This window comes from Adlercreutzia sp. ZJ176 (assembly GCF_011038975.1).
Lineage (GTDB): Bacteria > Actinomycetota > Coriobacteriia > Coriobacteriales > Eggerthellaceae > CAAEEV01.
Genome location: NZ_JAAKEC010000005.1, coordinates 14544 through 38724, shown reverse-complemented (window position 1 = coordinate 38724; position 24181 = coordinate 14544). Strand labels below are relative to the sequence as shown.

19 protein-coding genes are annotated in these 24181 nt (G+C 65.2%); 13 read left to right on the top strand and 6 right to left on the bottom strand.

Annotated features, from left to right (window positions below):
* Positions 1-586 precede the first annotated feature (586 nt).
* The 5 genes from G7Y50_RS03580 (at position 587) to G7Y50_RS03560 (ending at position 5670) form a co-directional block, all read left to right on the top strand.
* Entirely contained in the window at positions 587-1657 is a 1071-nt protein-coding gene (locus tag G7Y50_RS03580; RefSeq protein ID WP_165051936.1) for a CPBP family intramembrane glutamic endopeptidase, read from the top strand.
* Positions 1654-2220 (top strand): GntR family transcriptional regulator, encoded by a 567-nt coding sequence (locus tag G7Y50_RS03575; RefSeq protein ID WP_165051925.1) that lies wholly within the window; start codon positions 1654-1656, stop codon positions 2218-2220. Before G7Y50_RS03580 ends, G7Y50_RS03575 begins: the two co-directional genes overlap by 4 nt.
* Positions 2221-2234: 14 nt before the next feature.
* On the top strand, positions 2235-3563 hold the full coding sequence (locus G7Y50_RS03570) for a DUF1648 domain-containing protein (RefSeq protein ID WP_165051916.1): 1329 nt from the start codon (positions 2235-2237) through the stop codon (positions 3561-3563).
* 70 nt (positions 3564-3633) lie between these two features.
* Complete coding sequence (locus tag G7Y50_RS03565) at positions 3634-4305, top strand: GNAT family N-acetyltransferase (protein WP_165051909.1); 672 nt, start codon at positions 3634-3636, stop codon at positions 4303-4305.
* Between the two features lie 9 nt (positions 4306-4314).
* On the top strand, positions 4315-5670 hold the full coding sequence (locus G7Y50_RS03560) for an MFS transporter (protein WP_165051897.1): 1356 nt from the start codon (positions 4315-4317) through the stop codon (positions 5668-5670).
* Between the two features lie 158 nt (positions 5671-5828).
* Here G7Y50_RS03560 and G7Y50_RS03555 read toward each other — a convergent pair whose 3' ends face one another.
* Complete coding sequence (locus G7Y50_RS03555) at positions 5829-6884, bottom strand: hypothetical protein (protein WP_165051885.1); 1056 nt, start codon at positions 6882-6884, stop codon at positions 5829-5831.
* A gap of 220 nt (positions 6885-7104) precedes the next feature.
* Between G7Y50_RS03555 and G7Y50_RS03550 the strand changes: the two genes are divergently transcribed.
* The 3 genes from G7Y50_RS03550 to G7Y50_RS03540 all read left to right on the top strand — a co-directional run bounded on the left by G7Y50_RS03550 (position 7105) and on the right by G7Y50_RS03540 (position 10729).
* Complete coding sequence (locus tag G7Y50_RS03550) at positions 7105-8796, top strand: lipopolysaccharide biosynthesis protein (RefSeq protein ID WP_165051876.1); 1692 nt, start codon at positions 7105-7107, stop codon at positions 8794-8796.
* A gap of 73 nt (positions 8797-8869) precedes the next feature.
* The gene (locus tag G7Y50_RS03545) at positions 8870-10030 is read left to right on the top strand and encodes a zinc ribbon domain-containing protein (protein ID WP_165051865.1); all 1161 of its coding nucleotides are present in this window, start codon (positions 8870-8872) and stop codon (positions 10028-10030) included.
* A gap of 159 nt (positions 10031-10189) precedes the next feature.
* Entirely contained in the window at positions 10190-10729 is a 540-nt protein-coding gene (locus G7Y50_RS03540) for a CarD family transcriptional regulator (RefSeq protein ID WP_165051859.1), read from the top strand.
* A 13-nt stretch (positions 10730-10742) separates the two neighbouring features.
* Here the strand turns inward: G7Y50_RS03540 and G7Y50_RS03535 are convergent, their stop codons facing one another.
* From G7Y50_RS03535 to G7Y50_RS03520, 4 genes are all read right to left on the bottom strand, one after another.
* Positions 10743-11150, bottom strand: a complete 408-nt coding sequence (locus tag G7Y50_RS03535) for a type II toxin-antitoxin system VapC family toxin (protein ID WP_165051854.1) — start codon at positions 11148-11150, stop codon at positions 10743-10745.
* A gap of 17 nt (positions 11151-11167) precedes the next feature.
* On the bottom strand, positions 11168-11398 hold the full coding sequence (locus tag G7Y50_RS03530) for an antitoxin (RefSeq protein ID WP_165051848.1): 231 nt from the start codon (positions 11396-11398) through the stop codon (positions 11168-11170).
* A gap of 105 nt (positions 11399-11503) precedes the next feature.
* Positions 11504-12778, bottom strand: coding sequence for a putative ABC transporter permease (locus tag G7Y50_RS03525; RefSeq protein ID WP_206214755.1), 1275 nt, complete (start codon positions 12776-12778; stop codon positions 11504-11506).
* 258 nt (positions 12779-13036) lie between these two features.
* Positions 13037-13999 carry a LysR family transcriptional regulator gene (locus G7Y50_RS03520; protein ID WP_165051844.1) on the bottom strand — a complete coding sequence of 321 codons (963 nt, stop codon included), beginning with the start codon at positions 13997-13999 and terminating at the stop codon, positions 13037-13039.
* 511 nt (positions 14000-14510) lie between these two features.
* Between G7Y50_RS03520 and G7Y50_RS03515 the strand changes: the two genes are divergently transcribed.
* The 4 genes from G7Y50_RS03515 to G7Y50_RS03500 all read left to right on the top strand — a co-directional run bounded on the left by G7Y50_RS03515 (position 14511) and on the right by G7Y50_RS03500 (position 19907).
* Positions 14511-16724 (top strand): molybdopterin-dependent oxidoreductase, encoded by a 2214-nt coding sequence (locus G7Y50_RS03515; protein ID WP_165051838.1) that lies wholly within the window; start codon positions 14511-14513, stop codon positions 16722-16724.
* Entirely contained in the window at positions 16724-17068 is a 345-nt protein-coding gene (locus G7Y50_RS03510; protein WP_165051829.1) for a hypothetical protein, read from the top strand. Before G7Y50_RS03515 ends, G7Y50_RS03510 begins: the two co-directional genes overlap by 1 nt.
* Positions 17069-17296: 228 nt before the next feature.
* Positions 17297-18526, top strand: coding sequence for an MFS transporter (locus tag G7Y50_RS03505; RefSeq protein WP_165051818.1), 1230 nt, complete (start codon positions 17297-17299; stop codon positions 18524-18526).
* Positions 18527-18632: 106 nt separating this feature from the next.
* Positions 18633-19907, top strand: a complete 1275-nt coding sequence (locus G7Y50_RS03500) for a nitrate/nitrite transporter (RefSeq protein ID WP_165051809.1) — start codon at positions 18633-18635, stop codon at positions 19905-19907.
* Between the two features lie 1032 nt (positions 19908-20939).
* On the opposite strand, the gene G7Y50_RS11900 is transcribed toward G7Y50_RS03500, so the two are convergent.
* Positions 20940-21398 carry a cysteine-rich small domain-containing protein gene (locus G7Y50_RS11900; protein ID WP_241156431.1) on the bottom strand — a complete coding sequence of 153 codons (459 nt, stop codon included), beginning with the start codon at positions 21396-21398 and terminating at the stop codon, positions 20940-20942.
* Between the two features lie 618 nt (positions 21399-22016).
* Between G7Y50_RS11900 and G7Y50_RS03490 the strand changes: the two genes are divergently transcribed.
* Positions 22017-24155, top strand: coding sequence for a hypothetical protein (locus tag G7Y50_RS03490; RefSeq protein ID WP_165051798.1), 2139 nt, complete (start codon positions 22017-22019; stop codon positions 24153-24155).
* Positions 24156-24181 lie beyond the last annotated feature (26 nt).

Genomic DNA, 24181 nt, shown 5'->3' with positions numbered 1-24181 from the left:
CACGATGATCATCCGTTTCTCATGTTCGCGCACGCTGCGCGAGCGGGACTCGCCCTGGCTGGCAGGCCGTCGCGCGCGTGCGATTTCGGGTTGGTTTGCGTCAGCCGTTATACTACTCCAACTTTTGCCGAAGCGCGCGGTTCGAAGCGTGCGGGCGTCTGCACGCGCGCGGCGGGTGAAAAATGGGGGATCGCGGGGCGTGAGTCTGCGGTGTTTCCGCTTTGTTGGAAGGCGTGCAGATTTCCCGGGGCGTTTTGGCAGAAATCTTCAGATATTTGTACTTTCAGGGAGGCTTTTGCTGTGCCGACGGGGCCCATCAGCTCTCGTTGCTTTTTGCAAAATGCTGTGACCTGCGAATTTGCTGACAGGTGTTTTGGAGGTGCAAGGCGAATTTGCCTTTGACGGCTGAGGTGAAGACCAAGATCTGAAGATTTCTGCCAAAACGACGGCGAAAAACTGCACGGGGGGTGAAGAATCGGCTCTCCTCACGCTTTCAAAGGTTCTTCTTGTGTCATTGTGTTCTATTTGTTATAGTATAGATATAACAAAAATGATGTGACAGTGAGGCGAGACGGAGGAGGGGGCTATGGACGTCACATTGAGGCGGATTCTGATATTCTTGGGCGTTACCTTTGCCTTGACGTGGGCCTACGAGTTCATGGTGGTGTGGCCAGCGGCTGCGGGCGGGTTGGGCGACGTGCCTGCGGCGGCCGTCCAGCTGATCGTGGCCGCGGTCATGTTCTTCCCGGCGATCGGCGTGGTCGTCACGCGGCTCGTTACGCGCGAGGGGTTCTACGGCTCGTCGCTGCTCGCGCCCGTTGACTTCCGCCGCACGTGGAAGTACTGGCTGCTCGGGTGGTTCGGCCCCTCGGCGCTCGTCCTCGCCGGCGCGGCGCTGTACTTCGCGTTGAACCCCGCCGACTTCGACCCCTCGATGTCGCACCTGGCCGCGCTGCTCGAGGCGCAGGCGGCTCAGACGGGCGCGGCGTTCGCGTCCGACCAGGTGGTCATGGTGGGAATCGCCCAGCTTGCGACGGGGATCTTCCTCGCCCCCGTCCTCAACGTCGCGACGACGTTCGGCGAGGAGTGGGGCTGGCGCGGCTATCTGCTGCCGAAGCTGCTCGAGCGTCGGGGCATCCTGCCGACGCTTCTGCTGTCAGGCGTGATCTGGGGCTTGTGGCACGCGCCGCTCACGATGATCGGGCACAACTACGGCGTGGGCTATGCGGGCTTCCCCTTCGCCGGAATTATCGCCATGTGCGTGTTCTGCCTGGCGACGGGCGCCTTCATGAGCTATGTGACGCTGCGCTCGGGAAGCTGCCTTCCGGCGGTGTTCGCGCACGGCGCCCTGAACGGCATGGTGAACGCGGGACTCATGTTCTCGGTCTCCGGCGGCGATCCCTTCGTGGGGCCGGCGCCGACGGGCATCCTCGGAGGCGCGGCGCTCATCGCGTGCGGCGTGGTGGTGGCGGTGCTGCTGCGCCGCCAGGAGAAGCGCGGCGAGGATTTGCTGCTGCGCCGGCGCCCGGCGGGCGGCGAAGGGGCGCTTGCGCAAGCTGGCGATAGCGCGCCTGCGCGCGACGGCGGGCTTCCGCTTGGGCCCGCCGAGGGCGGCGATGGGGGAGCCTTCGTCGAGAACGGGAAGGAGCGCGTATGATCCTGCGCATCGACCAAACCTCGAACGATCCTCTCTACCTGCAGATTCGCAACCAGGTTGTGGCGGCCATCGCGCGCGGCGAGCTGCTGACGGGCGACGGCCTGCCGAGCGTGCGCCGCTTGGCGAGCGATCTGGGCATCAACCTGCACACGGTCAACAAGGCCTACGCCGTGCTGCGCGACGAGGGCTACCTCGTGATGCGCGGGCGCAGCGGCGCGTACGTGGCCGACGCGGCGCTGACGGCGTCGGCTGAGCGGCGCGGGCGCGCCGAGGCGGCGCTGGTCGAGACGCTGCAGTCGCTCGCGCTCGAGTACAAGGCGCGCGGCGGCTCGGCGCAGGGGTTTGCCGCGCTCGCGGCGCATGCGGCGGCTGAGGCGTTCGCCGACCCCGGCATCGCGGGCGCGCGGCGCGACGTGGGCGTGCTCGGGGTGGACGCGGAAGGCAACCGCCTGCGCGCCTCGGGCGCGGGCGCAGGCGCAGGCATCGCGGGCGCAAGCGCAGGCGGCCGCGGCCCCGCGGGTGAGCCCGCTGCGTCTTCTGCCCCCGCCGTTCCCACCGCCTGACGAAGGAGCCTTCCATGGAGATCCTCTTCCCCCTCGCCCTGCTCGTCCTCACCGTGCCGCTCACGGGCGGCCTCATGGCGGCGACTCCCTACCTCATGCCCAAGCGCGAGTGCTTCGCGGTGACCGTCCCCGAAAGCGCGCACGCCGACCCTCAGATCAAGGCGCTGAAGAGCCGCTATGCGCGCACCGTGGCCGTCATGACGGCTGCCTTCACGCTGCTCGCCGCCCTCGCGACGGTGCCGCTTGCCCGGGCGAGCTACTCGGAGGCTGCCGCCAACGCGCTCATCGGCGCGATCGCGCTTCTGGCCCTCATCCCTGTAGCGGTGTCGTTCGCCCTCATGCTGCGCAATCGCCGCCGGGTGATGGCGATCAAGCGCGAGCGCGGCTGGCATGCGCCGCGCCAGCAGGCGGCGGCCCTCGTGGCGGAGGGCGACGTCCCCGGCCCCGTGTCGCTGGCGTGGAACCTGCTCTACCTGCCCGTCGTGCTCTTCGTGGCCGCGCTCGGCGCGATGTGGTACCCCCTCATGCCCGACATGATCCCCATGCACGTCGACTTCGCGGGAAACGTGAACGACTACAGCCCGAAAAGCCTTTGGTCGGTTTCGTTTCCCCTGGTGGTGATCGCGTTTGTCGGCGCGACGTTCGCGCTGTGCCACTGGTCGATGACGCGCTCGAAGCGTCCGACCAACCCCGGCGCGCCGATGACCTCGGCCTTGGCGTACGGCTTGTTCGCCCGCGCGCAGAGCGTCCTTCTGCTGGCATGCGGCCTGCTCCTCTCGCTGACGCTCGGCGTTGCGTTCATGGCGTCGTCGGCGGGCTTCATCACGCTCAACGAGGCGGCGGCCGTCATCTGCCTGGCGTGCGTTCCCGCGGTGGCGGGCTCCCTCATATTGGCCGTGGTCTACGGGCAGAACGGGTCGCGCCTGTTCAAACGCATGGAGGCTGCGGGCGCTGCCGGCGCGGGCGCGGCAGCGGCGGGCGCGGCGTCTGGGGGCGCGGCAGCGGTGGGCGCCTCGGGAGGCGCGGCGGGCGCGGGCGCCTCGGAAGACGCGGCAGACGCGAGCGCCTCAGGGGATGCGGCTCCTGCGGCGGACGCCCCTGCGGCTGTAAGCGCAGGTTCGGGCTCCTCGGCTGCCGACGCGACCCTCATGCCCTTCGACGACGACGCGCACTGGAAGCTCGGCATCTTCTACTTCAACCCCGACGATGCGAGCCTGTGGCTGCCCGAGCGCTTCGGCATCGGCTGGACCATGAACTTCGCGCGTCCCGCCGCCTGGGCCTTCGTCGGCGGGTTCACGCTGCTGACCATCGTGTTCGTGGCGCTGTGCTTCGCCATCACGTGACGCGCCGCACGTGCGGGCACGCGATGTGGTAGGCTTGCAGCGAACGCCGCGCACACCCCAAGGAGCCAGCATGTCCGCATCCACGCCGAAGCCCGCCTCGACCGCCCCAGCCTCCGCATCCGCCCCTGTCCTCGCATCCACGTCGATCGCCCCGACCTCCGCCCCCACGCGCGCGCCGAAGCCCGCTCCCATAGACCCGCGCGACCTTGCGGTTGTGCGCGCCACGCTCGCCGACGTCCCCCAGGTTATGGGCTTCTACGACGACGTGATCGCCGCGGTGTCGGGAACCGACAACGATCCTCTGTGGGAGCGCGGCATCCACCCCTCCGAGGACGAGCTCGCCCGCGCCGTCCGCGAGGGCGGCCTGCTCACGGGCTGGCTCAGCCTTCCCGAGGGCGGCCGCGTGCTCGCCTCGGCGATCATCGTGAACGAGGAGGTGGCGGAAGGCTACGACAAGGTGCCCTGGCGCGTTGCGGCGCAGCCGCACGAGGTGGCCGTGGTGCACCTGTTCGCCGTCCACCCGAGCCTGCAGGGGCGCCGCATCGCGCACACCATGATCGACCGCGTGCGCGAGATCGCACGCGAGCAGGGAAAGCGCGTCATCCGCCTCGACACGCTCGGCACCAACGAGGGCGCGCAGCGCCTCTACGAGGGCTACGGGTTCGACAACCGCGGCCATGCGCGCCTGGCCTACACCGACCCGCGCGTCACCGACTTCGTGCTCTACGAGCTCGAGCTGTAGGGGATCTCCATGTCGACGGTGAACCCGGGCGTCTACAAGGCCATACTGCGCGTGCGCGCGGCGTACCCGTTCGACGCGGGCGCGTTTCTCATGCGCTTCTACGTGTACATGATGAACATCGGCACCGTCACCATGCTCACGCTGGCGGGCTACTCGTTCTTCACGGCGGGGCTCGCGTCGTCGGCCATCGCGCTGGCCACGTTCTTCATCTCGCCCCGCGTGTCGAAGCTGGTTGACGAACATGGGCAGTCGCGCGTGGTGCCCTTCGCCGCGGCCGTCACCATGGTGGGGCTTGCGATCATGCTGGTGGACGTGAGCCTGCGCGGGCCGGAGTGGGTGCTGTTCGCCGCGGCCGTCCTCATGGGGTTCGTGCCGAGCCCCCAGGCGCTGCCGCGCGCTCGCTGGACGTACCTCATCCGCACGGGGCGCCTCGGCGACGCCGCGCCCGACCTGCGCACCATGTTCTCCTACGAGGGCGTGCTCGACGACATCGGCTTCATGTTCAGCCCGTCGATCTCCATCGCGCTGGCCACGGCCATCGCGCCGGTAGCGGGCCTGCTCGCAGGCGGCATCGCCTTCGTGGCGGGCGCCGCGGTGCTCACGCTGTCGAAGTCGACCGAGCCCGAGCCCGGCTGGACGGCGAAGGGTTCGGAAGGGAAGGATGCGGCGGCTTCGTCTGACGGGACGGCTGCGGAGGGCGGCGAAGGGAAGGCGGCCGGAACGTCTGCGGCACGCGCGTCCGACGCGCGCCGCGGAAGCGTGATCCGCACGTCGCCGGTGGTGCGCGTGCTGTTCGTGCTCATGATGTTCGTGGGCGCGTTCTACGGCGTGTTCGACACCGCCACCGTGTCGCTCGCGGAGGATTTGGGCAACCCCAACATCGCGAGCGTGATCCTCATCGTCGCGTCGTGCGTGTCCATGGCCATGGGGTTCGTGTTCGGCATGGTGAACCTGCGCGTGCCGCAGCATCTGCAGCTCGTGGGGTGCGCGGTGCTCATCGGGTGCGCGTACGGCACGATGTGCCTCATCGACTCGGCTGAGACGCTCTTCGTGGTGTCGACGCTCGCCGCGCTGTTCTACGCGCCCTTCCTCATCGTGGCGAACGCCACGTGCGAGCGCGCGGTGCCGGGCGACCGCCTCACCGAGGCCATCACCTGGATGAGCGCTGGCAGCACGTGCGGCATGGCGTTCGGGCCCTCCATCGGCGGCATGATCATCGACCGGTTCGGCACCATCGCGAGCTTCGACTTCGGTGCCTTGCTCGCCATCGCGATTCCCGTGACGGCCCTCTGCTGCTTCCGCCTGATCAAGCGCAACGTGCGCCCGGGCGCCTACGTCGAGGTGGCCCGCAAGCCCGCGAAGTAGCGCGCCGCTGCGTTCAGGCTGGTGCGCCGTGCTTGCGGCCAGATCCTTCGACTCCGCGCCCTGCGGGCGCTCCGCTCAGGATGACATGAGGGGAGGGGGCGTTCGCTCGGGACATGAGGGGGGTGCGTCGTCTAGGATGACAGGGGAGGAGGCGTTCGCTACTTGATGTCGGTCACGGCTATCGTCACGGGGGCGGAGGCGATCGAGCCGCCGGCGGAGATGGTGCCCTGCAGGGTCACGCGCGCGCCGATGGCCACCTCACGGTCGTTGGAGGCCGAGGTGAGGCAGAAGCGGTTCGTGGTCACGCCCTTGCCGTCGATGCTCACGTAGATGGTCTCGTCGGTGCGCAGCACGATGACGCCGTCGATCGACTCGATGGTCCCCGTGAGCTCAACCAGCTCTCCCGACGTGCACTCCAGCGCCATGGTGGCGGTGCCGGGCTCAGTGCTCCCGCTCGCCTCGCTCGTCGTGATCTTGCCGGCCGACGTGACGGCCAGCTGCCAGCCCGTCGAGGCCGACCAGGTGGCGCTCAGGTTGACGTCGCAGGTGACGAGCTTGTTCTTCTCGGTCTTGCTCAGCGTTGCCGTGGCGGTGCCGCCCGTCTCGTCCATGTTCGAGCTCACGTAGACGCTGCATCCGTCAAACCGGTCGGCCAGCGAGGCGTCGTACGCGCGCAGAAGCTCGGGGAGCGCGGCTTCGATGGCGGCGGTGCTCGGCGCGCGCAGAGGCGACACGACGGGCTGTCCGAGCGTGACCTCCCCGGCGACCCAGGTGCTCTCGTCGCTGTCGTAGGCGTAGGGCTGCGTGACGGGAACCACCACCTCGATGCTGTTGTTGCGGTAGCTTGCCGACGCGGACACGGTGCGGGTGGCCTCTTCGTCAGCTCCGGGCTTGCCCTCCACGATCTCGCCCACGACGATGTTCTCGATGCGCGGCCCGATCAGGTTCGTTGTGTCGACGTAGGCGAAGCCGGTCAGGTCGGGCGCAGTGGTGAGCGAGGCCGAGAGGTTGGTGAGGGCCGTGCGCTCGGACAGCGAGGTGACCTGCTTCTTCTGCAGCGACGCGTCGACGGCCTTGAAGGCCACGTTGACGGCCACCCAGGCCAGAGCGGCCATGCACGCGACGACGAGCACCGCGATGGCTATGCGCTTGGCGATGCGCACGCCCTTCGAGGGCTGCTGGGGCTTGCCGGTGCTGGGAACGAATCCGCTCATGCTGGGTCCTTTCGGGTCCGCGGGGCGCGCAGGCCCTGCCGCGGATCAGGAGGGCGCTTTGTACTCACTGAGAATACTAGCCTCAACGAGGCTTCGTTGCAAAGCCTTTTCGCGCGGTGGTTTTGTGGGCCGTCTGTGTTGACGGCAGCGGCGGACGTGCGGGCAACTATACTCTCAACTGAAACACGCATCCCCTTCGAGGAGGACCAAACCCCGCCGCATGTCGCCGCAAAAGCCGCATATATTGGAGAAGCTGTCGAAGGTGGGGCAGGGTGAGGGGTCGCCGCGCCGCCAGAATCCCATCGCGCGCGTGACGAACCGCTGGTTCGACCGCGTCATGGGCGCGGTGAAGGAAGGCGGCCTCTCGGGCCAGGACGAGGAGTACGCGGCCCACCGCACCACGCGCGACTTCGTGTGGAACACCGTGGGCGCGACCGCGTGGGGCGTGGTGTTCCCGGCGGTCACCATGATCGCCACCCAGCTGGTGGGCGCTGAGCAGGCCGGCATGGTGTCCATGGCGTTCGCCGTGGGCCTGCTGCTCATGTTCCTGGCGAACTTCGGCGTGCGGACCTACCAGATCTCCGACATCGACGAGGCGCACTCGTTCAACGACTACCAGATCAACCGCTGGATCACCTGCGCGATCATGGTGGCGGTGGGCATCGCGTACTGCAACCTCCGCGGCTACGGCGTCGAGATGTTCAACATCTGCATGGGCATCTTCACCTACAAGATGATCGACGGCCTCGCCGACGTATACGAAGGGCGCCTCCAGCAGGTTGACAAGCTCTACCTGGCGGGCATCTCGCAGGCGCTCCGCTCGATCCTGGCGCTGCTCGTGTTCGCCGTCGCGCTTCTGGTCACGCGCGACGCGGCGGTGGCCAGCATCGCCATGGCCGTCGCAGCCGCGGTGTCGTTCGTCATCGTCACCTACCCGCTCACGCTGCTCGAGACGCCGCGGTCGCGCCGCGCGAGCGCGTCGAGCATATTCGTGCTGTTCAAGAACACGGCGCCCCTGTTCGTCGGCCTGTTTCTGTTCAACCTCATCGACTCCATGCCGAAGTTCGTCATGGAGGGCGCGCTCTCCTACGACAACCAGCTGTTCTACAACGCGCTGTACTTCCCCGCGCAGAGCATCCTCATCACGGCGCAGCTCGTGTACAAGCCGCTGCTCGTGCGCATGGCGGGCGTGTGGCAGGACAACTCGAAGCACCGCCAGTTCGACATGATCTCGATCGGCATCCTGCTGTTCGTCGTGGCGCTGACGACGGGGTTCCTCGTCATCATGGCATGGGTGGGCGTGCCGCTGCTGGGCTTTCTGTACGGCATCGACTTCGAGCCGATGCGCAACCTGCTCTACGTGATGATCGTGGCGGGCGGCGTGACGGCGGCCATCGACTTTCTGTACCAGGTCATCACGGTCATGCGCCGCCAACGCGACGTCACCACGCTCTACGTGGTGACGTTCGGCTTCTCGCTGCTCATTCCTCTGCTGCTCGTGTCGTTCACGGGATTGCCGGGCGCTGTTCTGAGCTACCTGATCGTGATGTCCATCCTGCTCGTGCTTTTGGTGTGGGAGTACTTCCGCATCCGGCGCGACCTCGCGCAGGGCCGTCGCGTGGTGAACGAGCCGGCCGGCCCGCTGCATCCGGCTGCGGGCAAGGGCGCGGGCGTAGGCGCGGGTGCGGGGCGCACGCGTGCGGGCAGGGGCGTGGGCGCGGGTACGGGGCGCACGCGCGCGGGCAGGGGCGCAGAAGGGGCTGCGGACGCGGGCGCAGAGGGGGCTGCGTCGGGTGCTGACGCGGGCTCGGGGCGCACGCGCGGGTCGCGGCGGCCGAGCGAGGTGCGGGCGGAGCGCCTGCGCCGCGAGGAAATCATGAATCGCCGCGTGACGAATAGGCGCTCGCGCTAGCTGCTTAGGCATGCGGGCGTGTAGAATAGAGGAAATGTCTGACTTGACGCCTTCGGGCAGAAGGAGTGGTCTCATGAAATGCACAGCTTGTGGTGGGGAAGTCCCCGAGAACGCGGCGTTCTGCCCGCTTTGCGGACAGTCGCTGTCGGGCGCAGGCAGCCCGCATGATCCGGTGGTGGTGACGGTGGGGAACGTCCCGCCGGAGGACGTGCCGAGCGCGGACGCCCAGCCTGCTGCGGGCGCCGAGGCGCCGGGAGCGCAGGCGGACGCTCAGCCTGTCGCGGGCGCAGGGCAAGCGCAGCCCCAGCCTTCCGAAGCGGATGCTCAGCCTGTCGCCGGCCCCTCTGGCGCTCCCCAGGCCCAGCAGCCTTACGGCGCTGCTCCGGGCGCCCAGCCCTACGCCGCTCCCGTCCAGCCCTACGCCGCCCCCGCGCCCCAGCCTCAGCCCCAACCCCAATCTCAGCCTCAGCCTCAGCCGGTGTACGCCGAGGGCTGCGTGTCGGCGGCGATGGCTGACATCCGCGCAACGGACGGCTGGTTCAAGCGCATGATGTTTCTGGGTCTCGTGGGCTGCGTGCCCATCCTCAACTTCACGGTGCAGGGCTATGCGCTCAACTGGTCGCGCGAGGTGCCCTTCGGCGGCAGGACCGTCATGCCGAAGAGCGTGGTGAACGGCAAGAACTTCGAGATCGGCTTCTACAATTTCGTCATCATCCTGGTGTTCAACCTGGTGAGCAGCTTCGTCGCGGGCATCGTGGCCATCGTGCCGCTGCTCGGGTGGCTGGCCGCCATCGCGATAGCGCTCGTCGCGTCGGTGTTCACCAGCCTGTGCGCCGTGCGCATGGCCATGATGCAGCAGCTCGGCGAGGGCTTCAGGATCGGCGAGGCGTGGAAGGCGTTCAAGCGCAACTGGACGGGCCTTGCGATCGCGGTCATCGGGCCCGGGTTGGTGGCTGCTGTCGTCGTCGCGGCGCTGGTCTCCATCGGCTCGGTGTTCCTGGCGCTCGGCATTGCCCTGCCCGCCTCCCTCGCAACGTCGGCGGGCGTGACGAGCGGCGTTCTGGCGCTGTTCGGCGCGCTCGGCATCGTGGGCGTGCTCGTGTTCGTGGCGCTGGTCCTCGTGAGCATGGGCATCAGCATGATCGCCCATGTGGTGGTGTCCCGCGCCGTGGCCCACTGGATCGGCCGCTACGCGCATGAGTGGACGGCCGAGGCAGGCCGCCTGGTCTACTGATCCCCTTCGCGCATCACCGCGCGCGTTGCTGAGTGCGTCCGAAAGCCGCCCGCCGAAACGGTGGGCGGCTTTCTTGCCTTTGAGCAGGTATAATGAGGTCAAGCCCCGCTTTCGCTCCATGCGTGCGGGTTTTTGTGGATCTCATCTGAGGGGGCTTGTATGTTCGCTGTTGGCGATACCGTCGTCTACCGACACCATGTCTGCATCATCGCGTGCGTGCGCGAGGCGTACTTCGAAGGGCGCGATTACTTCGAGCTGCACACGCTGTTCGAGAAGTCGCTCAAGCTGTACGTGGCGATCGACGACGCGGTGCCGCCGGTCATGCGCGCGCCGATGGAGGAGGATGAGGCCTACGAGCTCATCGACTCCATCCTCGACGCGGACACCATCGACGAGTCCATCCTGCACGCGCACGGCACCACGCTCTCCTTGGTCGAGCGCCAGGTGAAGGAGGAGTACGAGCGCCGCTTGAAGTCGAACGACGCGCGCGACCTCATCCCCGTCATCAAGTCGGCCTACGAGCGCACGCGCGAGCGCGAGGACGCCGGCAAGCGCACCACCGCGGTCGACAAGAAGTTCCACGACCTCGCCGAGAGCCTGCTCTACGACGAGCTGGCTGTGGCACTCAAGATGGACCGCGAGGAGGTGGACGCCTTCGTGAAGAAGCGCCTCGCCGCTCTCGAGAAGAAGCGCGTCTAAGCGCGCCCCCAGCTCAGAAGCTGACTTCCTCCCAGGCTTCTATCTGCAGGCCTTCTACGCGCATGAACTCCCGACAGTTGTTCGTCACCAGGACGGCGTCATGGGCGAGCGCCGTCGCGGCGATGACGAGGTCATTCGGGCCGATGATCTGTCCTTTCTTCTCGAGGTCGGCGCGGATGCGGGCATAGGCGCCTGCGCAGAGCGAGCAGAACGAAACGACGTCGAACGCTGAGAGAAACTGCTCGACGGCCCGCCGATTCTTCGCGGGATTTGCGCTCTTGTACGCTCCGAGACGCAGCTCTGCCTCCACCATCGAGGGAATCTTGAACAGCTGCGGGTCGCTTTCGCGAAGCATCTTCAGGGCGTAGGGGAGTCGGCCTCTCAGAAAGTCGACGCAGATGTTGGTGTCAAGCATGTACATGGCAAGCCCTCCTGCCGTCAGAGCTGCGCACGTGGTGCGTCGAGCCCCCAGGAGAGCTCTTCCGGCTCACAGAACATCTCATCGTCGACGGCGCCGTACAGGTCCCAGAATCCCGCCGGCCACTGATGCGGCGCATAGGATCGGATCGACTTCTGGGCCATCTTCGACAAGGAGAGCTTCTCCCTGCTTGCGTTTGTCTTGAGTACGGACAGGGTCGGCTCGTCAAGGTAGAGCGACAGCTGCGCCATGGCGCGTCCTTTCCCCGAAGCAAGTATAAAAGCAAGTATACGCCGTAGATGCAAAGGAAGCAAGGCACACCCAGCGCCCTGTGCCCTTGCCTGCTTTCGCGTCTGCTAGTTTGCGCGGGTGGAGTCGCTCGGGTCGATGGACATGCTCTGGAAGCGCTCGGCCATCCAGTCGTTGTCGAAGTGCTCGGCGCAGAACTCCATGAGCGCGTTGTCGTTCGGCAGGCCGGCCAGGCGGCTGTACCAGCAGTCGAGCGAGATGAGCGTCATGGCGCCGTTGAAGATCATGAGCGCGGCGCACACGGCGGTCAGCGAGTAGCGCCACTGCCAGGGGATGAGGTTCACGACGCGCAGCATGACGGGCAGAAGCAGCTTGATCCACATCACGCCGAGCACGCCCCACATGCACATGAACATGAAGTTGGTGCGCCCGCCGATGCTGAGGAACGTGCCAGTGTAGTCCCACGCGGTGACGCCGAAGGCGAACTGCAGAAACCAGCTGACGGCGTACTCGAACGCGCCGCCGATCACGGCGCTGACCAGGAAGACCACCAGGATGTTCGCCTTGTGGAAGCGGTTGAGCGCGATCGTCATGAGCACGGCGCCGAAGCCGTAGATGGGTGAGAACGGCCCCCACAGCATGCCGGCGCGCACCTGGTAGTGGCCGGGGTCCACGATGACGACGTGGTAGACGGTCTCGATGAGGTCGCCCAGCACGCAGGCGATCACGAAGATCCAGAACAGGTTGAAGAAGTCGAGCGCGATGAACCCGCGGCCCGTCTCGTCGAGGCCGAGGGTGCCCTCTTCGGCTTCCTCGCGCGTCTCCATGTCGCGCAGCTTGCGCTGCAGCTCGCGCTCCTCGGAGAGCGCGGGGTCGATGTAGGTGAGCATGGCGACGAGCACCACGCCCGCCACCACGAACGCCAGCAGGTCGACGCTGATCCCGAACAGCATGAGGTTGCACAGAAAGTCGGTGATCAGCAGCACGATGATGAACTCGGCGGTCTGCCGCGCGCCGCGGCGCTTGTTGCGCACCAGGCGGAGGCCTAGGATCACGAACGCGACCACGGTGACGGCCACGCAGATCACCATCACCACGTAGAGCACCTGCGTGATCATGGAGTCCTCGTCGAAGCCGCCCTCGAGGAACACGCTGCCCACCGCGAGCAGCATGAGCACGATCTCGGGGATGAGGAGCAGGCCGCCGACGATGTTGAGCACGCCGAAGATCTTCAGGCCGAGCGGCGTCTTCTCGGAAGGGGCCTTGGGCGCACGACCGCCTGGCACCGGTGTGGGCGCAGGTGCGGGCTCATCGAGGTCGAGGAGGTTGATCTGTTTCTCATCAGGGGCGATGGCGGTCTTGCGATCGTCAGGCTGGGGCATGGCTCTCTCCAAGGCAAGGGTTTTGGATTCAGGGGTAAAACAAATCTACACTACCACACATCGCCGCGCCCGTCAGCGACGAAGGACATCCTATTTCGTCAACTTTGCGTTAACCGGGGGAGGGGGCGAGACGAGTTGGGCGGGTAAGCAAGACCGGCGAGCCCGCTGGAGCGGGAAGAGCTGCGGGCGGGCCAGCGCGGGCTGCAGGGCGCGGGCTGCCAGCGGGCCAGCGCGGACCGCTGGCGGGCCGGCGCGGGGTCAGTCGATGACGGGCGGGTTCGCGTCGAGGTACGCCTTGTGCTTCATGTCGAAGACGGCCTTGAAGCATCTGATGAAGTCGTCGTGATCAGAGGGCTCCTCCCTGTCCCGGGCGAGGACGAACCCCACGTAGAACAGGGGCGTGGGATCGATGCGAAGCGAGACGACCCCGTCTTTCTGCTTGAGCACCGATGCGCTGAAGGTGTCGCCGAACGTCACGGCGCGTCCCTCCTCCACCAAGGCGATGATGTGCCGTGCGTTCGAGCTGTGGAGGCGAGGGCCGTAGGACTTCTCGCCGATCGACTCGGCGAGCATGTTCGCGATGCGGTTGAGCATCGGCTCGTTGTAGTGGGCGAGGGGAAGGCGCAGGATGTCCTTCGCGGAAATGGTCTTCTGCGGAAGGCAGACCCTGCTCAGCAGCGCCGAGGAGGCCAGCATGGTGACCTCCGTGGAGTAGAGGGGCACGAACTGGTGGCCGCTGGGCTTTACTCGGCTCTCGTAGTCTTCCTTGAGGATGTTGACGAGGGCGAAGTCGAGCTCGCCGCGCTCCATGTGGTCCATGATCTCGGGAAAGCTCTGCTCGATGAGGGTGAAGTCCCCCAGTTCGTATTCCACGAGGTCCTCGTTGATGATGTCGAAGGTCCTGGTGCAGACGAAGGGCATGGCGGTGATGCAGATGCCGTCGAACGACCCCGACTGGCTGCGCTGCCGATGGAGGATCGTCTCCTTGAGGTCGGCGTACTGCGAGGAGACGCTTCGCGCGAAGTCCAGCACGAGCCTCCCGTCTTCGGTCAGCTCGGCGCTCCTCCCCTGACGGCTGAACAGGGAGGTTCCCAGCTCCTTCTCGACGCCGTCGACCATCTTGCTCAGCCCCTGCTGGCTGATGTAGAGCTTGCTCGCAGCTTGGGAGAAGGATCCGCTTCGGGCGATCTCCTCTAGGTAGTGAAGCGTTTCGATACGCATGAGTCCACCCCCCGGCCTGAGCATGCTTCGGGGATGCCCGTGGCACAAGCGAAGAAGGCATCCTCCGCGGTTGTCACATCGTCGGGAAATACCTGAGAGCTCCGCAGGGCAGGCGTTCTTCTGCGCGGAGCTTGACGTTGGCGAATGCGCAATAGCGTGACCTGATGATCATATCACAATCCCCTATGGTCGATCTGGGGTCAGGGCAGCGTTTCCCACGTGCGAAGGCGACCAATAAGTTGTGGGAATGATAAGAAAACGCTGTTGGCGCTTCCGGCGCGCCCTCCGTATGCTCTGTTGTGGGGGAAAGGGGCTCGAAGCGGGCCAAAGCAGGCCAAAAGCGCCTGCGGCAGCCGTCTTGCGGCGCTCTCCGGGGCCTTGCCTCGAGAGGGCGGCCCGTGCCGCAGCCCGGATCCCCCCCCAAAGCTTGCTCGCGGGGCCTTCCCCGGTCGGCTCGGCGGTTCGCTTGGAGACAGAGAAGTTTCGAGGAAAAGGCAGAAGGAGGAAGAGCATGACCTTGAAGGCAACAAAGACCATGTGCACGACCTGCCACTCACGTTGCGGCGTCATCGTCTATTCTGACGAGGACAACCAGATCGTGAAGATTACCGGCAACCCCGATAATCCGAAGTCCCGCGGCACGATCTGCGGGGCGGGCATGTCCCAGCGCGAGGTGCACAACAACCTCGACAATCGCATCCTGTATCCCATGAAGCGCGTCGACTGGGATCCCAAGGGCGAGCGCAATCCCCAGAACCGCGGCAAGAGCGAGTTCGAGCGCATCAGCTGGGACGAGGCTCTCGACATCCTGGCGTCGGAGTGCCACCGCATCATCGGGGAGTACGGCCCCGAGGCCATCATCACCGGGCAGGGCACCGGCCGCACGACCAACCACTGGCATTGCCGCCTGAACTCGTCGCTGGGCCTCGAGGGCTGGAGCCTCACGCCCACCCACGTGTGCCTGATGCCCCACATCCTGCCCAACGCCTTCACGCTGGGCATCTACAGCGGCGCTTCCGGGGACATCAAGAACGCGCAGACCGTCGTCCTCTGGGGGCAGAACCCCGCCATGGAGCGCGCGTGGGCCGGCCTGCTCTACGCGAACCAGGCTGCGGGGATGAAGCTCATCGTCATCGACTCGCGTTTCCAGGACATGTCCAAGCACGCCGACGTGGCGCTCCAGCCCTTCCCCGGCACGGATGCCGCCCTGGCTTTGGCCATCATGCACGAAGTCATCGAGAACGGCTGGTACGACCAGGAGTTCATCGACAGCTGGACCTACGGCTTCGAGGCGCTGGCCGAGCGCGTCGCGGAGTGGACGCCCGAGCGCGCTGCCGAGATCTGCCGCATTGACGCCGACGACATTCGCCTGGCGGCGAAGTACATGGGCACCAACGGCCCGGTCGGCATGATGGTCGGCCTCGGCCCCGGCTGCATGCACACCAACGCCATCCAGAACGGCCGCGCCATCGCCTGCCTGCAGGGCCTGCTCGGCTGGCTCGACAAGAAGGGCGGCATCACCGTGCCCGTCGCCTTCGACGTCATGCTCGACGATCGCATCACGCTGTGGGATCCCGCGAAGTCGCCGGGCCGCCCCGACCTGTTCACCTTCGGCGGCGAGGAGCATCCCCTCTACAAGGTCTTCGGCCGCTCCAACGACCCGGACTCGGTCTTCCGCGCCATCATCACCGGCGAGCCCCGCCCGGTCAAGGCGTACATCGCCATCGCCAACGACCCGATCATGTGCTACGAGAACGCCAACCAGACCTACGAGGCCATGACGTCGCCCAACCTCGAGTTCATCTGCTCGAAGGACTTCTACTTCTCGTCATCGGCGCTTCTCGCCGACCTCCTGCTCCCCTCGGCTGACTGGTCCGAGCGCTGCACCTATGACGAGGAGCTCGACGGCGCCCTGCTCCATACCTTCGACCAGGCGGTCGAGGCGCCGGGCGAGTGCAAGGACGACTGGTGGTTCTTCCTCGAGTGGGGCCGGCGCATGAACCCGGAGCACTGGCCGTGGGCCGACGAGAAGGAAATGGTCCTGTGGCGCCTCAAGGAGTTCTACGGCTACGACATGACCTGGGAGGAGTTCCAGTCCAAGCCGTGGCGGTTCATGGTTGAGACCTCGGGCGACGGCGAGATCCTGTACGAGAAGTACAAGCTCGGCAAGATCCGCCCCGACGGCCAGCTCGGCGTGAACACCCCCTCTGGCAGGATCGAGTTCTACTCCGAGTCCCTCCAGATGTTCGGCTACGACCCGCTGCCCGACTTCACGTGGCCCTACGAGTCTCCCCAGAACCTGCCCGAGCTCGCCGAGGAGTACCCGCTCACCGTTGTGACGGGCATCCGCGTCTACTCGTTCTTCCACTCGGCGTGGACCAACATCCCCTCTCAGCGCAAGCTGTACCCTGACCCGTTCGTCCTGATCCATCCCGAGGACGCCAAGAAGTACGGTGTCACCGACGGCGAGTGGATAACGATCACGTCGCCTCGCGGCAAGATCATCTCGAAGGCGATGGTCACGTACGAGTGCAAGGAAGGCTGCGTCTTCGTTCCCCGTCCCGGCTGGCGCGACGAGTGCAAGGAGCTCGGCCTGCCCGGATACGGGTGGAACAAGGCGAACGGCAACATTCTCGTTCCGTCGAACCCGGCGGAGCCTGGCTATGGCGCGACCGCTATGCGCTCGTCGCTCTGCAAGATCGAGCCTGGAAGGGGTGACCTGTAATGAAGGGTGGAAAGCGTGTGAACAGCGAGGGCATCGCCATGCTCCTCGACCTCGACGACTGCCTGGGATGCTTCGGCTGCGAGGCGGCTTGCCGCGAGACGCATCGCTACGGCTATGAGGAAGACTGGATGCGCGCCATCCGTCGCAACCCCTACTACGTCGACGGGAGGCTTCGCCAGCATCACCTGGTGTTCCCCGTCCTCGACAAGTGCGCTGCCTGCTACGCCGAGGACCAGAACCCGCTGTGCGTGTCGGGCTGCACGACGAAGGCCCTCAAGATCGGTCCGTTCCAGGAAATAGCGAAAGAGGCTGAGGGCCGCCACTGCGCGATCTACGTAGCCTAGCTTCTCTTCGGTCCCCGGCTCTCGAGCTCTTCGGCTGGCCGCGCTCTTCGGTCGGCTGGGTTGCCGGGGACCTTTTTTCGCGGTCAGCGCGCGCCGGGCAGATGATCCGCCGCGCGCCGGGGGGCCCGCGCGTCGGGCAACCCGCCGCGCGTCGGGTGATTTGCCGCGCGCCGCTGCCGCTCCCACTTACCTGCTCCTGAAAGGGGTGATCAAGCGATGGAATACAGCATGGGAAGAAAGACTTCCGTGGCGATTGGAGTAACGATCATTCTCGCTTCTGCATCAGGGGGAACCGCGGTCATGAACGCCATCGTTCCCTTCCTGCTTGCCGGCATGAAAGTCGATCTTGCCACGTTCATGATCGGCCCGATGATCGCCACGATCCTGTCGTTCGTGATGAGCGTCGTCGGCATCAAGGTCATTGACATAATCGGCGCGAAATGGTGCATGCTCATCGGATCGTGCTGCAGCGGCGTGACCATGTACATGGTGGGAACGGCGACCTCGTTCCCGCTGTGGATCGTCGCGAACATCCTCAACGGCATCGTGCTTGCCGTGGCCACGTACGCCTCGGCGGGCGGCGTCCTCGCTCCGTTCTGGGGCAAGGACACGCAGAAGGCGTTCGGCGTGGTCGGCGGCGTCACGGCGCTCTTGGGCGCAACGTGGATCGCCGTCACGGGAATCCTCCTCACCACCATGCCCTACCAGACGCTCTTCACCGTCTATGCGGTGGGCATCGTCGTGATCGGCTTATTCTGCAACTTCGTCCTCATCGGGAAGGTCCCGCGCAAGGCGGTTGCCTCCGGTGTCGAGAAGTCTGCTGGAACGGTCTCCGACGTCCCCGGGTTCACGTTTGCGGAGACGCTGAAGAAGGGCGCCTCCATCTACTGCTTCCTGATCGCGATGTTCTTCGTCGCGTGGTGCGCCTCGGGCATCACCTCGTACGCCAGCGTGTACTACACGTCCTTCGGGATGGCCGCGACGACGGCTGCTCTGCTCATGAGCGTGTACTCGTACGCCGCAGCCATCCTCAAGCTCGCCTCGGGCTTCCTCGTCAAGAAGCTTGGCGCGAAGGTCATGAGCATCTGCATCTACCTGGGGTTTGCGCTCGGTATGATCTGCCTGCTCCTGTGGAGCCAGACGGGGCTGCTTCCGCTTGCGTTCATCGGCATGGTGCTGTGCGCGTTCATCTCCTACTCGACCATGATCCCCGGCCTCTTCGTCCCTGACCTGTATGGGATGAAGGACTACACCGGCATCAACTCCGGCGGCATAGCCGGCTACTATCTCGGAGCGGTGTTCGTCTTGGGCGGCCTCTCCTTCGTCATCGGGGCTTTGGGCTACTTCAACTCGTTCCTCCTTCTGGCTGTTGCGTCGCTCGTCGCGATGGCGTTCATGCTGACCGCCGTGGCGACTGCCCCCATGAAGAAGCTGGAGCAAGAGGAGGGTGGTGCGTAGCGTCGCGCCTTATCCGCAATACGTAGAGCCAGGCTGTCGCCCGGCCCGCCTCGGGGGTATAGGCGGGCCGGGCAAGGCCGCTCGTTTAACATGAAGGGGTGTTCTCATGACTGAGAAGCAAAGCTTTTCCGGACCAAGGATGCTCGTTTCGTCGGGCCTCATATACGCTTTCGTGGGGGCTTTGGGCCTCACGGTCGCCCAGCTGACCAACTCGTACATGGCGCTCGACCCTGAGGTCACCATGAACCGGACGTACCTGGGCCTCGGCTTCAGCGCGTTCATCTTGGTCCAGGGCATATCCGCTCCGCTGATCGGCTTGACCATCGCCAAGTTCGGAGCGAGGTTCTCGTACATCCTCGGCGCTGTCATCGTCGCGGTGCTCGCCTGCCTCAACGCGCTGTTCCTCGGTGACAACGTCGCCTTCTACGTGGTCGGCTTCGGCGTCATCATGAGCTACGGCTGCATGTGCGCGGGCGCCATTCCCACGATGACGACGCTCAACCACTGGTACATCAAGGATCGCGGGCGCGCCATCTCCATCTCGCTCATCATGGGAGCCGGCATCGCCGTCCTCTACCCGATCATCACCAACGCCCTCTGCCTTCAGTTCGGATGGCGCGCCGGATGGTGGTTCGTCGCCGTATGCGCCCTGATAGGGCTTGTCCTCGCCGCCGTATTCGTGCGCAACACGCCCGCCGACATGGGCCAGCTTCCTGATGGCGGCAAGGTCGAGGTGTCCGCCGAGTCCAAGACGTACGTCTCGAAGGTCTACAAGACCATGGAGGACAAGACCGCCCTCGAGGCGATGAAGACCCCGGCGTTCTGGTTCATCGCGATCATGGCGTTCTGCTGCTTTGCCGGGCTCAACCTGAACGTCTCGCAGGCCGGCCTGTACTTCGTGTCCGTCGGCCTGACCCTCGAGGACGTCTCCTGGGCCCTCTCGATCAAGGCGCTCGGCGGCATAGCGGCCCTCGTCGCCGGCATCATGATCCTCGACCGCCTCGAGCCGGTGCGGTGGCATGGGCTGGGCGCTCTCGCCATGGGCATCGGCGCTCTGCTCGCCGCCTTCTTCGGCAGCAACGTCTTCGTCATGGTCTTCTACTACGTCGCCATCGGCCTTGGGTTCGCGATGCACAACTCCGCCCTGCCCGCGGAGCTCGCGAACATCTTCGGCAACAAGCACTACTCCAAGATCCACGGGGCGATCCTTCCCGTCGTCGCCGTGCTGGCGTCCTTCGTCCCGACCATAGCCGGCGCCATTTACGACACGACGGGGACGTACGTTCCCGCGTTCATCGGGCTTGCCGTCATAGGGTTCGTCGGCTTCGGCGTCTCCCTGATGATTCGCCTCCCCAAGCCAAGCGCCGAGGCCGAGGAGTAGGCGCTGATATTGGGTAGGCGGCGGGTGCGGCGGAGCTGGCAGTAGGCTTGGCGTTGGCAGCGGCGCTGAGCTTAGCGTTGGCAGCGGGTGCGGCGTTGGGCTTGCCGCTGGCGCCAGACGCGACGACGCCGTGCTGGCCGCTGGCGGCGGGTGTGACGGTGTCGTGCTAGCCGCCGACAGCAGGTGCGCTGGCGTTGAACTTGCCGCTCGGCGCCAGACGCGGCGGTGCTTGGTTTGTTGTTGGCAGCAGGTGCGGCGGTGTCGGGCTTGCCACCGACAGCAGGCGCGCAGGAGCTGAGTTTGCCGCTCGGCGCCAGACATGACGACGCCGTGCTTGCCGTTGGCTTCGATTGCTGGGGGGCTGCAGCAGAAGTTGCAGCCCCCTCTCGTTTAGCCCAAAGCGGACGGGGGGATGAGAGGACGTCTCTTCCGTTCCGGAACCCGAAGCACCGACAACGCCCTCTTTGCATCCACGGCTTGGAAAAGCTGGCTGGAAAATGCCCGTTGTCGGTGCTCCGGGCTCCGAAAACCACCGACAACGCGCATTCTCCATCCACTTTTCCCGAGAAATCGCCGATAACGACCTTATTTCATCCAGAATCACCTGAGGGGTGGCTGGAAAAGCGCCGTTGTCGGTAACGCCGTCGGCGACGCTGCCGGCGACCGGCAGGCGAAGAGGTGGCGGGTGAGCCGGCGAGGGCCGGCGAGGGCCGGCAAGCAGGGATCGACCTGCTTATCCGCATTGCCAGCACGTAGCCGCGCAAGAGAGGGGAAGCTCCGTCCTCGTCTTGCCTGCAAGCCGAAAGGGCTGCAGCAGAAGTCCAGAACAGCCAGCTCGAGCTATCTTATATCGCGGCATCAGGAGAAGAGTCCACTATATATTGTGATGGACTCTCTGTCTGCTAGATCTTTTGTTGCAGCTTCAGTCTTTGCAGGAGAGGGGAAGCGGAGAATGGGCAGGCAGGAGGAGCTGCGGGTGAGCAGGCCGGTAAGTTCGCTGAGTCGGGTTGGGCGCAGGAGGGGTGGGCGGGATTACGGGTGCGCGAGCTTCGCGAGCTCGGCGAAGTGGGAGCTCACGAGGGCGTTGCCGTTGGAGCCCTCGTGGGGGAGCGAGCAGCCGGAGCAGTCCTTCACGTCGTCGCCGACGTAGGCGAAGCGCCCGCCGCATGACGGGCCGAGCGCGTAAAGCGGACAGAAGCAGAACAGGCAGTTGAAATCGCGAGGGTCGACGCCCTCATGGCAGGGGAAGTACGGGCAGTCGCGGTTGGTGAAGAAGGGGAGCGCAGGATCGCGGAGAGGCTCGGGCGTGGGGAGCGCGGGGTCGGCGAGCGCGGGGTCGCGAAGGGGCTCGGGCGTGGGGAGCGTGGGATCGCGAGGGGGCTCGGAGTCGGCGAGCGCGGCGTCGCAAAGAGGTTCGGACGCGGCGTCGCCGGCGTTGGGAGCAGTTGTCGCATTGTGCTGATCCAGGCTGGGCTCGGAGTCGGGTTGCACGGGCACTCCTCAGGTCGATTGGCTGACGTCGCATTTGACGCTGGGCTCAATCTATCACACGCGAAGAGGCAATGGGACGGCGGGTGGGGTGACGGGGCGTGGCCTGCGGCCGTCGTGCGCCACTCCGTGCCAAGTACCCTCAATCTATCTATACGCGAGAGCCAGCGGGTGCGGCTTGCGGCCTTTAACTTTCAGCGCGGAAGGGGTTTTGCAGGTGATTCTCTGCCTGTCTTGGACGGTGGTCGCATCCCCGGTTGCGTTTTCAGGCTACGTTCCCCTGTTCGCTTCCGTTGTCCCGCGCTTGGCGGCCAGAGGGTGCTACAATGGCCTGCGTATTGGCACTGATGGTTGCGCCGGCGGGGCGCGAGCTTGCTTGAAATCGGGCGAGCTTGGGGGAATGAGGGTGTGAATCCCTCGCTATACCAGTAACCGTAAACGCCGATGGGCAGAAGGCTCGCGAGAACGTTGTCGCGTGCGGCGCGTCGCCCCTGGTCGCAGGGGTGCGCAGGCGCGAGGGCGGCGGCTCGACGCGAGATCGCAGGCATGTGGATCTGCCCAGGTGAGGCGAAGTCGGAATGCCCATCCATCGAATCGAGCCCTGGAAGGAGATTCCGACACATGGTTGGAACGAAACTCGCGCCCCCCGCGGGGTCTGGCGCAAAACTCACGACACGATTGCTGGCAGCGCTCATGGCGCTCATGCTGTGCGCGGGCCTCATGCCCGCCGTCCCGGCTTGGGCGACGGAAGCGCCCGAAGGCGCCTTGCTGGAATCAACAGGCAGCGTCACGCTTGTTATTGCGTATGATGTCGATGGGGATAGAAGTTCTGAGCTCATGCTCAATAAGAGCTATTCTTTTTACAGCGGCAAAGCAACCTTGGGCGACCTGCTCGCAGCTGCGAAGTCCGCGGGGGACCTCCTCGGCTACGAGTTCTCCGGAGGCTACCTCAGCTCGGTGACTTTTGCCGACGGCACCACGGTCAGAAATGCGGGCGACTTCTCCAAGTATTGGGCGTCTTACGTGAACGGAGGGTATGCGTCTGGTGACGAGGCATCCGAGGGCGGCGTCCTGAAAAGCGGCACGAGCTACCAGTTCGAGTGGACGGGCTATCCTTCCCCTATCGCGGCTCCCGTTGATTGGAAGGCGACCCCCGAGCCAGAGCTTAGCTCAACGATATGCGGGTTGGTTCCAGGCGCTCGACTTGCGATTGCCTACGATTCTGACGGTGACGGAAAATCAGAGATAGTTGTCAATAAAGTCTATGGTTTTCGCACAGGGGCAACCTTGGGCGACCTGCTCGCAGCTGCGAAGTCCGCGGGGGACCTCCTCGGCTACGAGCTCTCCGGTGGCTACCTCTGCTCGGTGACTTTTGCCGACGGCACCACGGTCAGAAATGCGGGCGACTTCTCCAAGTATTGGGCGTCTTACGTGAACGGAGGGTATGCGTCTGGTGACGAGGCATCCGAGGGCGGCGTCCTGAAAAGCGGCACGAGCTACCAGTTCGAGTGGACGGGCTATCCTTCCCCTATCGCAGCTCCCGTTGACTGGAAAAATGCTCCCAACCCGTCGATCGGAACTGCGATATGCGGCGATGCTTCGTCCGGATCTGGCAGTGAGCCTGGCCAGCCTCAGGATGGGCCCGTAGCTGCTGTTAACAAATATGACGCCGCCAAAGCTTCTACTTTGATGCAGAATTTGGCAGCGCGCTTTTCTAAAGGCGGTTCTGACGCTGTGATCTACCCCATTGCGGTGCATGCTGCCATTGCCCTCAACTCTTTGGGGCTTGGAAAGAACATTGACTCCAAAGCCATATTCGAGGGTTTTGCTTCTTACGAAGAGAAGTACGGCTGTGCTCCTGGCGCGGGGCAGTATGGAAAGTACATCATTAGCCTCAATGCGGCTGGAGTAGATTGCACTGCTGTTGCCGATGGCGACAAGGTGCGCAATCTCGTGCAGGAAATGGAAGAGCTCACGGGGAAGTCCGAGCCGAATATTTACGAAGCGGTGTTCATCCTTCCCGTTTACGGTAATGCTGGATATGCGCAAACGAAGGGACTGGGCGAGGAGGCCCTGGTTTCTCTCATATTGGCGAGTCAGGACGAGGGCGGTTTGTTCGGATCGGGTCAGTATTACGATTCCCAAACCACCGCACAGGCAATACTCGCGTTGCTGCCCTATCAAGATGACCCAGCTGTTGCCTCTGCGATAGAGAAGGCGGAGAAGGCGCTTCTCTCTATGCAGAACGCCGATGGCGGTTTTAGCTTAGATAAGTCCCCGAGTAATTCCAGTAATTTCGATGCCACGGCGAACGTCATCGCTGCCTTGGTGGCTTTGGGGCATGACCCTGCGGAGAGCGGATCGCTTATCACGGACAATGGATCATCGCCCATGGGATTCCTCTTGTCTCTTGCAAATGACAATCTGTCTGGATTTGGTGGTCCAACAATTTACGACGAGGTCGCTTCTTCTGCTGTTGCGCTTCTTGCCTTGGCAGCTAACGATGGTTACCAGAAAGCCGATGGAGCATTTGACGTATACCAAGTGAAGGCGGTGTCGCAGGAGCCTGCCGCCGATCCCGCTGCTGGTCAGACGACTCAGGGCTCCCAGACTCCTTCGGGAAGCGCTTTGGCTCCGACGGGAGATGACGCGGGGGCTTCGGCTGGCGTGGCCGCAGCCGCCCTGCTCGGCGCGCTCGCCTGCGCGGTGGCTGCTCGCCGCAAGGCGTCGCGCGCGGCGCGAGACGTCGTGGTCCGCTAGGCGAAGAGCATGGCTGACCTCGATCA